Source organism: Bacillus cereus group sp. BfR-BA-01379 (genome assembly GCF_022663605.1).
Taxonomy (GTDB): Bacteria; Bacillota; Bacilli; order Bacillales; family Bacillaceae_G; genus Bacillus_A; species Bacillus_A mobilis.
On the sequence record NZ_JAKUFT010000026.1, the window covers coordinates 19,951 to 33,952 of the forward strand.

Sequence of the window (14,002 nt, forward strand, 5' to 3'; positions counted from 1 at the left end):
TTTGTAGGTCTCTATTTTGTTTTTTGCACAACATGAAAACGTAGCATTTTCATCGCATATAAGATTATGAGTAGAAACATAATTGCACCTAGGAAGAAAATCCAAAAGTAACTTTGATTAAATAAAAGCAATCCACCTACAAGTGGCCCTGTACCCATACCGAGATAGCGAATAAAGTTGTACATACCGATAGCAGTTGCGCGTTCTTGTACGAATTCTTCCGTTAATAAAGTAGTGTGAGTTGGCATAGAAATCCCCATACTAAAACCGTACAAAGATGTAACGATAATGATGAATGGGATATTGATGTTATATGTGAAAGAGAATAAAGTGACACATATAATATTGAAGAAACTAGTAATGAATAAAGCTTGTTTTGTTGTGAGGCGCTTTTGCAAAAGCTTGAAGCAATAACTTCCTAACATAATAGAAAGGGACATCGGTACAAATATAAGACCAATTTTACTTGCAGTTAAGTGAAATGAATTTGTTAAAATGCTTGGTAAAAAAACGAGGAAACAAAAGTAAATACAAAATTGAATAAAGCCAATAAGAGTAATGGAAAATCCAGTTTTGTTTTTTAAGATAAACCAGTAATCTTTTTTTGAGTGCGGTTGCTTAATTACAGTTGGTTTTGTTTCTGGAAGTAGTGAAATGTTTATAATTAATAAGAGAATGGCAAGTATAGATAAAAAGAGAAATACGGATACGTGGCCATTTATACTACCGAGATAACCACCAATGAGAGGGCCAATCGCAGGTGCGAGAGCAAGTAACATTTGATAAAGGCTCATTGCTTCTCCTCGTTCTTTTCCTTCAAATAAATCGCCAATAATCGTTGCTGCAACTATAGGTATAGCAGCTATTCCTATAGCTTGAACAGCTCTAAAAAATAGAAATAAATAAACGTTCGGCGAAAAAGCACATCCGATTGAACCGATTGTACTAATGATTAAACTAGGAATAAGGACAGATTTTCTTCCTTTTGTATCAATTAAAGGCCCATATATGAGCTGCATAATCGCAAGAACAAATGTGAAAAGGGAGACTGTTAAATTTACAAGATAAAGAGAAGTGTGAAAAGAACCTTGAATCATGGGCAAGATAGGTGTGTAAATATTTTGAGCAAAGGAACCGAGTAAGGCACTAATACAGACAACATATAAAATGAAATGTAGTTTAGATTTTTTCATTATGTTAACCTCCTTATTTTTAGTTTCCTTGGAAACTAAATTTATTTTAACATGATTTTCTCACTTGTAAATATGAAAAAATCATTTTAAAATGGTATATAGTTAAATTGTTTCTTTGGAAACTTAGGGGGCGAACGGATTGGAACGTACAATGAAACAAATGGAAATACTTTCGGACATTCGTACACTTTTGCATAAAAAAGAAGAACATTTGAAAGGGCAAAATGAGAAGTTTCTTCGTGAGACGGGTATAAGTGGTATGTCTTTATCTGAATTACATGTTATCGAGTGTATCGGGAAAAATGGCTTGATGAATGTAACTACTATTACGACAGAAATGGGAATGACGAAGGGCGCAATCTCTAAAATTTGTACAAAGTTGTTTCAAAAGAAATTCGTTGAGAAGATGCAAATGTTAGATAATCAAAAAGAAATTTTCTTCCGCTTAACGGAAAGCGGAAATGAAATATATAAAGCTCATGATAAATTGCATAAACAAGCTGAAGAAAAGTGGCTGCTACTGTTAGATGGATATACGAAAGAAGAGCAAGATTTTATTCAAAGATTTATAAAGGATGTCTCCAAACATTTGGAAATATAATTGGAAGAAAAAACTCCTTTATTTCAAGCCTTTTGAATATAATTTCTAAAAGAACTCATATATAATAGAAACAGATACTTAACATAGTGAATAATTAAAGAGTCAATATATAAAGAGGAGAGAATAACATGCTTGAAAATACGGGATTAGTATTAGAAGGCGGCGGTATGCGTGGTGTATATACAGGCGGGATATTGGAATATTTTATGGAACAAGATTTATATTTTCCATATGTAATCGGTGTATCAGCTGGTGCTTGTCATGCAGCGTCGTATCTTTCCAGACAAAGAAATAGAAATAAAACAGTAAATATTGATTATGCATCACATCCGCAATATTTATCGTATAAAAACTTATGGAGAAAACGCCAGTTATTCGATATGGAGTTCATTTTTCATGAAATTCCAGAAAAGCATGTGCCGTTTGATTTTGAAACATACTTTAATAGTCCAGAGCGTTTCCTTGTAGGAACAACAGATTGTGAAACAGGACAGTCGGTTTATTTTGAAAAAGAAGGAACAAATGATGATGCACTAAATTTATTACAAGCATCTAGTTCATTACCTTTCATTGCACCTGTAGTAAATTACCGTGGTAAGCAGTTATTAGATGGAGGAATTTCTGATCCGATTCCAGTTCGTAAAGCACAAGAAGATGGATTTAAAAAATCAGTCGTTATTTTAACGAGAAATCATGGTTATGCTAAGAAAAAATCAAAGTTTGGATGGATTGCAGGAAAAGCTTATAAAAAATATCCGAACCTTGTTAACACGATGTTGAATCGTTATGAAGTGTATAATGAAACACTTCACTACATTGAAAAAGAAGAGCAAGCTGGGAACTTATTTGTTATTCGTCCAGAAGTACAACTTCAAGTAGATCGTATGGAAAAAGATACGGCAAAACTACAAAATTTATATGAGCAAGGCTATGAAGATGTAAAAAGACAGTTTGCAGATTTACAGTCGTTTTTACAAAAATAATGATTAGGCTGTGGAGAAGAGTTTCTCCGCAGCCTTTTTATATTGCTACTTATACGTTACTTTTTAAAAATGTATTAATGTTTAAGTGTTTAAAGAGTTTGTAAAACATCGGGTTTCTTATTGAGGAGAATTTATTTGAAGGATATTATGATGATGTAGCGCTACTAAACTATTAAATTTATGAGGTGATTGTTAATGAAAGGAAAAGTTTTTTCAATTACGACTTTAGTAATATTAGCAACATCAATCTCAACAAGTGCATTCTATCCAACTCTAAGCGGTCACAAAAGCGGTAACCTACTATCTTACAGAGCTCAAACTACTACGAATCAAAATGCATCTCGTTGTTCAGTAGCAATTTCTTTTATTAAATCAAATGGAAATAATTCATATATTGAAAGCGCTTCGGACAAATTAGGATCCCATGAATCTGGAAGATCATTAAACGCAACTGTGAGTAATGGTGCATATAACGCCTTTGGTGCAAAAGGACTATACTCTGAGCATTATGCTAATGAGAATAATGACTATCAAGAAGATACACACAAAGGTACTTTTGATAGTAATGGTAACTTACGATTACAGTGGTAAAAAGCATTAAACAGTTGTCTTTATAAATATTTGGATAAGGAGAAGGGGATGTTTATCATCTCCTTCTTATCTAAAAGGAGCAGAGACATGTATTTAGCTTTTAAAAATATAAAAAACAACAAACTGTTTTCAGTCATTCTTCTTATGGCATTTTTTATTTCTTTTCTTTCTATATCAGTAGCCGCGCTTTTAACAGAATCTAAACGGAACTTTATATCTGCTTTTCAAATTGGTTTTCCAGAGAAGAATCAAATTTTAACTGTTCCGATAGCGAATGCAACTGAATTGGAAGAGATAATTCCTTTCATACAAGATACTTTTGTTAAAAGTGATATTTACGTAGAGCATTTAAAAGCATTAAATAGTTCAGGGGCAACAAAGATCATAGCTGTGAACCTAAAAGATGATTATTATTGGAAGCCATATATTTCTGAAGGACAATATTTTTATCGTGAAAATGTAAACGATATGGTGGTTGGCGATCAAACGAATGTAGAGGAGTTATATGAATTTGATGATACATATAAAAAAATAGGAACTATATCTAGAAAAGACAGTGACGTCGGTGTAGCGGGCATATATGTTCCACTTCAAAACTTACCTACTATATCTAAAAAGGGTATTATCGCGAGTAAACAATTACAATTAACAGTTGTTAATCCTACAGCATCTATTCATAACGAAATAAAAAAGTTTATGGATAGGAGTAAAGAACTGCTTTCGGGAGATGTTCAAATACTGAATGAACGAGATCTTCAGGAACTACATGTGACACATATAGATCCAGCAAATAAGTATTATTATAAATTCATTCTTGTTGCAATTGTTTCTGGCATTTCTGCGGTTTTATTTTGGATTTATAAAAAAGAAAGGGAGATTTCATTAAAAAAAGCAGTAGGTGCTTCTAATATATCTATTTACTGCGAACTATATATTCAAATTTTGTTTATTTCTCTAGCAGCGATGTTCTTAGTTTTTATTACGTTAGAAATATTTTCGGGAACAATTCATACTTATTTTCAGACATACTTAGTAAAACCGTTAACACTATATGTATTGATATGTAATGTTGTTTTTATAATTTTTCTTACAATTTTTGTTACTGTAATTCCAATCAAGCACATTATAAATATATATCCCGGAAAACATTTAAGAACGTAGGAGGTCTTCATGTTTTTTATATTTGATTCTATACGGTCTGTGAAAAAACGGTTTTTACCAAGTTTGATTATAGTAATCTCTTTAATTGTTGCATTTTCTTCAGCTATAGAATTTATTAGTAATCTGTCGGGATATCAAAAAATGATGACAGTAGCAAATAATTTATCGACTCATAAAAATTTCTATGAACTTTATGCGACGCAAGATATAACATTATTTAGCGAAGAAAAAGCGAAAGATGATTATCAACAATTCATTCAAGGGTTATCTAATATGATACCAATAACAAATACAACAAATTATTTGTTCCGTAACTATTCACTTAGTTTAAAAAAAGAAAATGGAACGATAAAGACTCTTATTGTTGATAAAGATATTAATAAATACTTTCATATACGAATTTCACAAGGAAGATATTTTGAAGAATTGGAATTTCATAAATCAGTATTTGATAGTAGACCTGTTATATTAGGGGCTAATTATAAAGGAAAGGTATCTATTGGTGATATCATACCATCTGGAAAAATGAAGTTAAAAGTAATTGGCTTTTTAGAAAAAAATTCAGCATTTACATATCCCCGGAGCGGTGAAATATTGGATAATCGTATTACATTATTAGATGACATGGCGATTTTACCAATTGGAACAGAAGAAATAGAGTTCTATAGTGTAGAACTTTTATACAATGGGTTAATTATAGAAACAAATGAGAAGATAAATATAAATGAATTTCAAAAGAAAGTATTAAAGGTAACAGAAGGTAAGGGGTATTCGTATTATGTTACAAATCCGGATAAATTGTTAGAAAATGAAAAGCAGGGCATTGATAATATGTCATATCCCTTATTATTAAGCGGTACAGTCTTATCTTTTTCATTTCTATCTATTTTATTAACATCAATGGCTACGCTTTATATGGAACGTAAAAATATTTCTATTAAATCAGCATTAGGAGCAAGTACTTTTCAACTATGTCTTCCGTTTGTTATTGAGTATATGTTGTTATTCATTTTATCTATATGTATAGGAATTATGTATTTCCAATGGGAGAATAGCGGAGTAATTGAAATTCAGAAAGGGCTAGAAAATAGTGTAGTATCTTTCTTTGGAACGTTAAAAGTCTCTATAGAATCATTGATTGTTATAGGTGCTCTATCAATTGTAATGATCCTCGTTATATATGCAATCATTTATTTCAATGTACTAAAAATAAAAAATACATATATGAAAGAGGTGTTATAGATGATTTAGCTCGCAAATGTGGCTAAGGGATACGGAAAGAGTAATTTTAGTGCTTTAAAAGATATTAACCTTACAATAGAAAAAGGCGAAATGATAGCCATTATGGGGCCATCTGGCTCAGGGAAATCAACCTTGCTTAACATTATTGGCTTAATTGATAGCCCCTCTACTGGAAAGTATTTTTTAGATGGCATGGATACGAGTACATTAAAGGCAAACTATCATAAGTATAGAAATAAGGAAGTTGGATTTGTGTTTCAGAACTTTTCGCTATTAGATGATTATACAATTATTGAAAATGTAATGCTCCCGCTTATATATAGAAAAATTTCTCATAAGAAACGTATACAAATATCAACAGAAATGCTGGAAATGGTAGGGGTTGAGAGGCATATTAACAAATATCCTTACGAGTTATCAGGTGGAGAACAGCAAAGAACAGCGATAGCAAGGGCTTTAGCACAAGACACAAAAATTATACTTGCTGATGAACCGACTGGTGCTCTCGATCAAGAAAACGGAGAAAAAATTATGAGTATTTTAAAAGAAATTAATAACCAAGGAAAAACGGTACTAGTTGTTACACATGATCAAAAGGTAGCTGCATACTGCCAGCGGACAATACGTTTGCTTGATGGGTATATGGTATAATATGGATAAAAGTGTGTGAAGAGGTGATACATATGGAAAATGTATATAAAGGGCTTAGACATACTGGATTTACTATGATGTTTATTTTGGGTGGCGTATTTTTACTGCGCTGGTTCATTCATGATGAAATACTATTAGATCAGCTTATTGGTTTTAGTGTAGGGATGACAATGGTTATTTCATCAGTTTTCATTCAAAAGTATAGTAAAGAAATACAGGTAAATGAAAACTATTAATAATTTTTAACTTCTTTTATCTTTAGGAATAGTGGAGGCTTTCTTATGATTTTCTTATTTGCAGTATATTTTGTGATCATTATGACATTAATAATTACGTTTCTTCTTTCAAAAAAATCATATAAGAAGCCTGTTATTAAATATATACCAACGTTAATATTGTTTATTTTGGCTGTCATTTCTTCTGTTATGTTTGTATTGAATAATGGAATGGGAGAGCTGATAATAGCGGTATTTTTAGGGATTGCAGCGATAGTGAATGGTCTTTTACTTCTTGCATTGAAAGTAGTTCGTTTGATTGTTGCAAAGGGAAAGTAGCGCATCGAATTTCGATGCGCTACTTTTTATGTATAAAAAAATCCCTCTTTATGAGGGATTTTAATGTGGTAAGAAAACTAATTGATAAGCGAACAAGATTCCGAATAAATACACAAGCGGGTGAACAGCACGGAATTGTCCTTTTGCCATTTTCATAAGTGGGTATGAAATAAATCCAAGTGCGATACCCGTTGAGATACTTGATGTAAGTGGCATGCTTAAGATTACTAAGAATGCTGGGAATGCTTCATCAAATGCGTCCCAATCGATGTGGCGAACTGAACCCATCATAAGACTACCAACGATAATTAATGATGGTGCGGTAATAGCTGATACACCAGAAACGGCACTTACTAATGGTCCGAAGAATGCTGCTAGTGCGAATAGAACAGCTACTGTAACAGTTGTTAAACCAGTACGACCACCAGCTGCAACACCAGCAGATGATTCGATGTAAGCTGTTGATGGTGTTGTTCCGAACATAGAACCAATTGTTGCTGAGAATGAGTCAGATAGAAGAGCTCGTCCAGCTTTTGGAAGCTTCCCATCTTTCATAAATCCACCTTGCTGAGCTACGCCAAGTAATGTACCTGTTGTATCGAATAATGTAACAAGGAAGAATGAAAATACAACGCCGTATAATCCGTAGTTAATTACATCAGATACAGCAGTAATTGGATTTGAAACGATGATTCCTTCTGTTAATCCAGGCATTGATGTAACGCCGTTTGAGAATGTTAATTGTCCTGTGAAGTAAGCAATAATACCAGTTAATAGCATTCCGATAAATAGTGCGCCATTTACATTTAAAGACATAAGAACAATTGTAATTCCAAGTCCAGCTAATGCTAGTAGTACTGGAGCAGAGTGAAGATCACCAAGTCCAACTAAGTTTGCATCATTTTTTGTAACGATACCTGTTAAACGTAAACCGATAAAGGCAATAAAAAGACCGATACCAGCAGTCAGTGCGTGTTTTAAGTTTTCAGGAATTACTTCCATTAATTTTGTACGGAAAGATGTAAATGATAACAAAATTAAAATCATACCTGCTACGAATACAGCAGAGAATGCAATTGCGAAAGTCATGCCTTCATGAGCTTTTACAACAGAGTAAGAGAAGTAAGCATTTAATCCCATACCTGGTGCAATTGCGATTGGTAAGTTTGTAAAGATCGCCATAAATAATGTTCCGACAACAGCAGCAATAATTGTTGCTGTAAATGCTTGTTCAAATGGAACTCCCGCATCCCCAAGGATGACAGGGTTTACGACAATGATATATGCCATTGTTAAGAAGGTAATAATACCTGCCATAATTTCAGTTTTAATAGAAGTTTTATGTTTTGAAAGGTTAAACATATAAACATCCTTTCTGTTTACGAATAATTTTCACAACAGTTATATATAATATTCGTTTTTTAACTATTTTGCAATAGTTTTGCATAAAAAGTTTATAACAATTCATATTTTGTGTCTTAAATTCGAATATTAATCGTAAACCGATGTGTGAATTTCAGTTTTTATTGTGCGCATTATAAGGAAAAGGAGTTGAAAGAAGCTATGCCACAGCAAAAAAACTTTGTAACAATGCCAGCGCAACATCAAAATAAACAACCTGGTATTGAATCGTTAATGAATCCTCTACCGCAGTTTGAAGATCCAAATTATAAAGGAAGTGAAAAGTTAAAAGGAAAAAATATATTAATTACAGGAGGAGACAGTGGAATTGGACGAGCTGTTTCCATCGCTTTTGCAAAAGAGGGGGCAAATATCGCGATTGCGTATTTAGATGAGGAAGAAGATGCCAATGAGACGAAGCAACGTGTAGAACAAGAAGGTGTAAAGTGTGTGCTGTTACCAGGTGATCTCAGTAATGAACAACATTGTAAAGGTATTGTAGAAGAGACCGTTCGGCAGCTAGGCAGTTTACATGTTTTAGTAAATAATGTTGCGCAGCAATATCCGCAGCAAGGATTAGAGTATATTACAGCAGAACAGCTAGAAAAGACGTTTCGTATTAATATTTTTTCTTATTTTCACGTTACGAAAGCAGCACTTTCTCATTTAAAGCAAGGGGATGTCATTATAAATACGGCATCTATCGTTGCATATGAAGGAAATGAAACGTTAATTGATTATTCTGCAACGAAAGGAGCAATCGTAGCTTTTACAAGATCACTTTCTCAATCATTAGTGCAAAAAGGGATTCGTGTAAATGGTGTTGCGCCTGGACCAATTTGGACACCACTTATCCCATCGAGTTTTGATGAGAAGAAAGTTTCTCAGTTCGGGAGCAATGTTCCGATGCAAAGACCTGGTCAACCATATGAATTAGCGCCAGCATACGTATACTTAGCGTCTGGGGATTCATCCTATGTTACCGGGCAAATGATACATGTAAATGGAGGCGTTATTGTAAATGGATAGTTTTCATTGATAAGAGCAAAGTAAAGTTAATTCCACTTATTATAGTGAGCGCTAGGGGAGGGATATAGATGAAAAAATTATGTTTCGTCATACTATTATTTTTCATCCTACCGGTTAGTGCTTTTGCTGATACAGATCATCTAATATTAGTGAATCTTACGACAAACCAATTATCTTTTTTTGAAAATGGAAATTATACAAAGACATTCCCCGTAACAACTGGAAGAGACCGTACACCTACGCCTGAAGGTAATTTTTGTATTATAACTAAATTTAAAAATAAAGAATACCATCGGAAAAAAATAGCTGGAGGTGCACCGAATAATCCTCTCGGTACGCGTTGGTTAGGTCTGGATAAAAAGGAGTATGCAATTCATGGAACAAATCGGGAATGGACGATTGGAAGCCGGGAATCGAATGGCTGTATTCGCATGCATGACAGGGATATACAGTGGTTATATGACCGAGTCCAATTACAAACAAAAGTAATCATTTCTCGTTTTCATACGAGTCCTGAATATGAAGCGAATAAGCTTGGTTACCGCGTTGTAAGCTGGAATGGTCGTAAAGTAGAAAAAGACCAAATTGGCATACTTACGTTAGTAGACCGCGCCGATATATATTGGCAAGAACCAAATGGGCAGTTGACAAAAGTGAAAACGGTATTGCCAAATGAAAGATATACAGTGTATTCAAAACGAAAAGATGGAATATATTATATAGGAAACAATTTGTATATTATGGATGAAACAGGAGAAAAAATTCGTTATGAGCAAATTCCTCCTTCGACTTTAAGTAATATATATAAACGGAAATATAATATTCCGTAATGGCTACCGTATTATAGGACGGTAGCTTATTTCTACTTCGAGTTTAACTGCAACTATTGTATTTTGCTGAATATAATACAGTACAGATAGGGGGCGGTTACATTATGAAAAGTGAGTTTGCTTTTAAAATTTTCTTAGTAACGACCTGTTTATTTATCGTGTATTTGTATGCGTTTCTCGTCTTTTCTTTTTATGTTCCATATGTTGATTTAATATTGTTCTTCGGATTTATTTGGGCATTTGTGAAAGCAAGAGAAGGAGAGAAGAGTATATATCGGCGCATTACTTTATGTGGGACAGTTATTCTCGTTATTTTGTACTTTTTTATGATGCATGATTTTTGGAGGGGAATGTAAAAAAAGCATACGGTTAATCGTATGCTTTTTTTGTTTAATATTTTGGCTTAAATGTATGACAACAAGTTTCTACACTCGTTGTTACAGAACTTTCTAGCGTCTCGTTTGTTAAAACCGCGCCTGTATACGAATCATTTGCATTTGATCCAGATTCTTGTGCATCTGGTTGAACAACGATTGCACTTGCTTGACAAAAGTTACCTTGTCCCCAAAATGAACAATTGGAAACAGAGCATTTTACTTCTGGCATAAAACCCCCTCCTTATACATTAGTTTGGGATTTTACGCCCATTTCATGTGTAGAAGGAGTTTCCTTTTCTCGTTATTTTTTCGTTTGTTCGAGCCATTCTTGTAATTTGTCTTTCGGTTGTTCACCGCTAATACGACTTACTTCTTTGCCATCTTTAAAGTGAATGATTGTTGGAGTTCCTTTAATTTTATAGTCATCCCAAGGAGCATCTATTTTTTCAATATCCATAACTTTCATATCAACGTTCAAGTCTTTAGCCATTGGTACTACGACAGGAGATAGCTTTTGACAATGAACGCAAGATGTTTGATAAAAGTATACTGTTTCTTCTTTTTTCTCTTTTAAATTCTTTTGAAGATCTGAAAGAGAGATTTTATTTGTATAGTAGTCAGGGCCATTTGTTTTACTATCAGTAGCATTATCAATTTTTTGGCTAGTAGCATTTTTTTCTTCCATTTGTGTGACAGCGAAAATGGCTGCAAACAGGGCGATAATAATACCACCAAATATAAGCATTTTTTTCATTGTTTCATCTCCTTATTTGTTTTTTATTACAATAAAACTACATACAGCGATTGTAATAAAGCCGATAAGTGCTAAAAACGGGATTGTAATAAAACCAAACCAGTTTATAAATTCTCCGGTGCAGGGTACACGGCCGCAAGCTGCTCCAGCAGCTGAAAATGCTGGGACTTTTTGAATTGCATAGTGATATAAAGAAATACAAGCACCAATACTTGCAATTGGTAAAGAATAACTTGCGATGCGATAATCTTTTTTTGCTACAGCGATACCAAGCCATAAAACGAATGGATACATAAAAATACGTTGATACCAACAAAGTACACAAGGCTCAAATTTCATGATTTCGGAAAAATAAAGACTTCCTAGTGTAGCGATAAAAGAAGCTCCCCATGCGGTAAGTAAAGCATATTCTTGCTTTTTTTCTCGTCCCATATTTTATACCTCTCTTATAATAGTTACATACTAAATTATAGTATGAAGTGGTACAGAAAAGAAAGAAAAAATATGTTTATCAATAAAAGTTTTATAAGGGGAAACTTTTATTGATATAAACATTTTAAAAAAGCGCTATTCTCATAAAGAGAATAGCGCTATATTTTACATTTGAATTTGCTCTACTTCATCTATATGTGACTTTTGGGATGCATGGTCAATATATTGAAATAGGAGCTGCAATTGTTTATCAACTTCTGGTAGTTCTTTACTGTATTGATAAGCGTGTAAAAAATGTTCAATACGCTTAGAAAATAATTGATCGTTCGTTTGAACCATAAGAACGAGTAATTTATCCCAATTACAGCAATACGTGTAATAGAGAGCTTTATCATAGTCGTTATATGTTTGCACTGTGTACCCTCCTTACTGAGGAGTTATATATAGTGTGTGAAAAGCAAGGAGAAATACACTTGAAAGAATTTGTTAAGAAAAAAAGTGAATGAAAAGAAAAAACGAGGTATTTCCTCGTTTTTAAGCTTTTGGCATTGGCGTAGGTGTTGGCTTGCCGTAACCCTCTTTGTATTTATTGTCGATATAGTTGCGAATTTCCAGCGTTGATTTTCCTTTTTGTTTCATCGAAGCAGATTCAACCGCGATTTCTAGGCAATTGACACAAGTCGTCGCGTGGGAATCCCAAACAACTTCACCATTCTTTTTAATTTCACGAATAAAGCAATTTTTATTATTTTTATGTCCTACACTTTCACCGCAACCGCAGTAACATGGAATCCAATCTAATAGCTCTGCATTTTGTCCAGCGACAGTGTAGATATCTTTCATTTGTGGATCAAGCTTGTCTAGGAAGGTAGGGAGTGTGTCGACTCCTTTTGTTTTTTCTTGAATGTCAGCTTGCTGAGTATGCGATGCGTGGTCATGCTCTTCTTTTGATTCAGATGATTTTTTTTCGTTTGTACTAGTAGCTCCGCAACCAGTAAGAATTAAACTCAGTACTGCAAGTAAAGAAAATATATATTTCTTCATACGCTTGTCCCCTTTACAAATGTATTACTCAAATTGTATCAGAGATTATGGTGTACCGGTTGAAGATTTTTTCGACTGATTTTTGAAGCGCCATCGTAGTGAATGGAATAGAAATAGAATTGGTATATAAGCGTATACAATATATAAACCAGCTTGAGATAGCACCGTATTTAATGTATTGATACTTTCACGGTTTGTGAAAAATAGGGACGAAATAAATATGGCTGCGATAAAAAATGGAAGTGTAATTTTAAACGGTATGTGAAACGATCTTTTCGTAATGCAACAAGAAGACCAAATGGTTAAACAAAGATTAGGTAAAATGATAAGATACCATATGAAAATAATGATGTACTCAAACCTTTGGATGAAAGGGACCTTTATGATTTTTAGCATCGTTAGTGTTGGCCAAATTGTGTGATGTAGTTGTCCTTGGCTATAGTACATAAGAGAAACAATCGCTAATATTACGTATAGAAGCGTCGTAAAAGCAATACCACCATGTGCCCATTTATTTACCGATTTTTCTTTTCTAATAAATGGATAAAAAATAAGAATCGCTTCAAACCCGAGAAACTCTAATGCAGATGCTTTCGCTGCAGTTAAAATGTCTAAAGGTGAATGAGTGAGAATTGGGAAAATGTTACGGACATGTGCATATTTCATTGGGTAAACTAAGAAAAATAGGACGAAAATCGGTATGACAACACCCCAAAAACATATTCCTGTTACAGAGCGAAAGCCACCTCTAATTACGTAATAAGCTACAAGTAAAAATAATAAAGTTAATTTCCATGGCTTAATTGTAGGGAAGACCCAAACTTGAATAACTTCAATATATGTACGAAGAACAGTAAGACAAAATAATAGAAGATATGCGGCAAAGCATACGGAAAAAAATGTTCCAATCCATTTACCGAAACATGTCGTATGAATATTCATCAAATCATTATCTTTTTCTAACATTTTAAGCATGCAAAATAATACGATATGAGTTGCAATGCCCGCAACGATAAGGGAGATCCAAGAATCATACCCAGCATATTGCGCAATAATCCTTTGGTATCCTAGCACACCTACCCCAATTTGAAGGGAGTGTAATAGAAGGAATGTGAAATAAGGGGAAACAGTATGTGTTTTATCTTGTCCAGTCATGATA

At 33.6% G+C, this 14,002-nt stretch carries 19 protein-coding genes; 11 read left to right on the forward strand and 8 right to left on the reverse strand.

Features of this window, described 5'->3' with window-relative positions; translation table 11 throughout:
- Nucleotides 1–11 precede the first annotated feature (11 nt).
- On the reverse strand, nucleotides 12–1,193 hold the full coding sequence (locus MR113_RS12250; protein WP_242254486.1) for an MFS transporter: 1,182 nt from the start codon (nucleotides 1,191–1,193) through the stop codon (nucleotides 12–14).
- Between the two features lie 151 nt (nucleotides 1,194–1,344).
- On the opposite strand from MR113_RS12250, the gene MR113_RS12255 reads away from it, so the two are divergent.
- The 8 genes from MR113_RS12255 to MR113_RS12290 all read left to right on the forward strand — a co-directional run bounded on the left by MR113_RS12255 (nucleotide 1,345) and on the right by MR113_RS12290 (nucleotide 6,976).
- The gene (locus MR113_RS12255) at nucleotides 1,345–1,794 is read left to right on the forward strand and encodes a MarR family transcriptional regulator (protein ID WP_396022452.1); all 450 of its coding nucleotides are present in this window, start codon (nucleotides 1,345–1,347) and stop codon (nucleotides 1,792–1,794) included.
- A gap of 128 nt (nucleotides 1,795–1,922) precedes the next feature.
- Entirely contained in the window at nucleotides 1,923–2,777 is an 855-nt protein-coding gene (locus tag MR113_RS12260; RefSeq protein ID WP_242254488.1) for a patatin-like phospholipase family protein, read from the forward strand.
- Nucleotides 2,778–2,972: 195 nt separating this feature from the next.
- Entirely contained in the window at nucleotides 2,973–3,368 is a 396-nt protein-coding gene (locus MR113_RS12265) for a hypothetical protein (RefSeq protein ID WP_141434947.1), read from the forward strand.
- A gap of 87 nt (nucleotides 3,369–3,455) precedes the next feature.
- Nucleotides 3,456–4,529 carry an ABC transporter permease gene (locus tag MR113_RS12270; protein WP_242254491.1) on the forward strand — a complete coding sequence of 358 codons (1,074 nt, stop codon included), beginning with the start codon at nucleotides 3,456–3,458 and terminating at the stop codon, nucleotides 4,527–4,529.
- 9 nt (nucleotides 4,530–4,538) lie between these two features.
- Nucleotides 4,539–5,771: an ABC transporter permease gene (locus MR113_RS12275; RefSeq protein WP_242254493.1), complete on the forward strand. Its 1,233-nt coding sequence runs from the start codon at nucleotides 4,539–4,541 to the stop codon at nucleotides 5,769–5,771.
- An 18-nt stretch (nucleotides 5,772–5,789) separates the two neighbouring features.
- Nucleotides 5,790–6,422, forward strand: coding sequence for an ABC transporter ATP-binding protein (locus MR113_RS12280; RefSeq protein WP_242254495.1), 633 nt, complete (start codon nucleotides 5,790–5,792; stop codon nucleotides 6,420–6,422).
- Between the two features lie 32 nt (nucleotides 6,423–6,454).
- Entirely contained in the window at nucleotides 6,455–6,658 is a 204-nt protein-coding gene (locus MR113_RS12285) for a hypothetical protein (RefSeq protein ID WP_242242525.1), read from the forward strand.
- Between the two features lie 45 nt (nucleotides 6,659–6,703).
- Nucleotides 6,704–6,976, forward strand: coding sequence for a sugar ABC transporter ATPase (locus tag MR113_RS12290; protein WP_242254497.1), 273 nt, complete (start codon nucleotides 6,704–6,706; stop codon nucleotides 6,974–6,976).
- 60 nt (nucleotides 6,977–7,036) lie between these two features.
- Here MR113_RS12290 and MR113_RS12295 read toward each other — a convergent pair whose 3' ends face one another.
- Nucleotides 7,037–8,338, reverse strand: coding sequence for an NCS2 family permease (locus MR113_RS12295; protein ID WP_242254498.1), 1,302 nt, complete (start codon nucleotides 8,336–8,338; stop codon nucleotides 7,037–7,039).
- A gap of 201 nt (nucleotides 8,339–8,539) precedes the next feature.
- Between MR113_RS12295 and MR113_RS12300 the strand changes: the two genes are divergently transcribed.
- From MR113_RS12300 to MR113_RS12310, 3 genes are all read left to right on the forward strand, one after another.
- Nucleotides 8,540–9,406: an SDR family oxidoreductase gene (locus MR113_RS12300; RefSeq protein ID WP_242254499.1), complete on the forward strand. Its 867-nt coding sequence runs from the start codon at nucleotides 8,540–8,542 to the stop codon at nucleotides 9,404–9,406.
- A 68-nt stretch (nucleotides 9,407–9,474) separates the two neighbouring features.
- A complete protein-coding gene (locus MR113_RS12305; RefSeq protein WP_242254500.1) occupies nucleotides 9,475–10,236 on the forward strand; it encodes a L,D-transpeptidase in 762 nt (253 codons plus the stop codon).
- Between the two features lie 104 nt (nucleotides 10,237–10,340).
- Nucleotides 10,341–10,592, forward strand: coding sequence for a hypothetical protein (locus tag MR113_RS12310; RefSeq protein WP_242254501.1), 252 nt, complete (start codon nucleotides 10,341–10,343; stop codon nucleotides 10,590–10,592).
- Nucleotides 10,593–10,626: 34 nt separating this feature from the next.
- Here MR113_RS12310 and MR113_RS12315 read toward each other — a convergent pair whose 3' ends face one another.
- The 6 genes from MR113_RS12315 to MR113_RS12340 form a co-directional block, all read right to left on the reverse strand.
- Nucleotides 10,627–10,842, reverse strand: a complete 216-nt coding sequence (locus MR113_RS12315) for a DUF1540 domain-containing protein (RefSeq protein WP_098273367.1) — start codon at nucleotides 10,840–10,842, stop codon at nucleotides 10,627–10,629.
- Nucleotides 10,843–10,914: 72 nt separating this feature from the next.
- Nucleotides 10,915–11,367 (reverse strand): thioredoxin family protein, encoded by a 453-nt coding sequence (locus tag MR113_RS12320; RefSeq protein WP_097818492.1) that lies wholly within the window; start codon nucleotides 11,365–11,367, stop codon nucleotides 10,915–10,917.
- A gap of 12 nt (nucleotides 11,368–11,379) precedes the next feature.
- Complete coding sequence (locus tag MR113_RS12325; RefSeq protein ID WP_000532264.1) at nucleotides 11,380–11,799, reverse strand: disulfide formation protein C; 420 nt, start codon at nucleotides 11,797–11,799, stop codon at nucleotides 11,380–11,382.
- A 165-nt stretch (nucleotides 11,800–11,964) separates the two neighbouring features.
- The gene (locus MR113_RS12330) at nucleotides 11,965–12,213 is read right to left on the reverse strand and encodes a YhdB family protein (protein WP_048526289.1); all 249 of its coding nucleotides are present in this window, start codon (nucleotides 12,211–12,213) and stop codon (nucleotides 11,965–11,967) included.
- A 120-nt stretch (nucleotides 12,214–12,333) separates the two neighbouring features.
- The gene (locus MR113_RS12335) at nucleotides 12,334–12,843 is read right to left on the reverse strand and encodes a PCYCGC domain-containing protein (protein WP_242254502.1); all 510 of its coding nucleotides are present in this window, start codon (nucleotides 12,841–12,843) and stop codon (nucleotides 12,334–12,336) included.
- 45 nt (nucleotides 12,844–12,888) lie between these two features.
- Complete coding sequence (locus MR113_RS12340; protein ID WP_242254503.1) at nucleotides 12,889–13,998, reverse strand: GerAB/ArcD/ProY family transporter; 1,110 nt, start codon at nucleotides 13,996–13,998, stop codon at nucleotides 12,889–12,891.
- Nucleotides 13,999–14,002 lie beyond the last annotated feature (4 nt).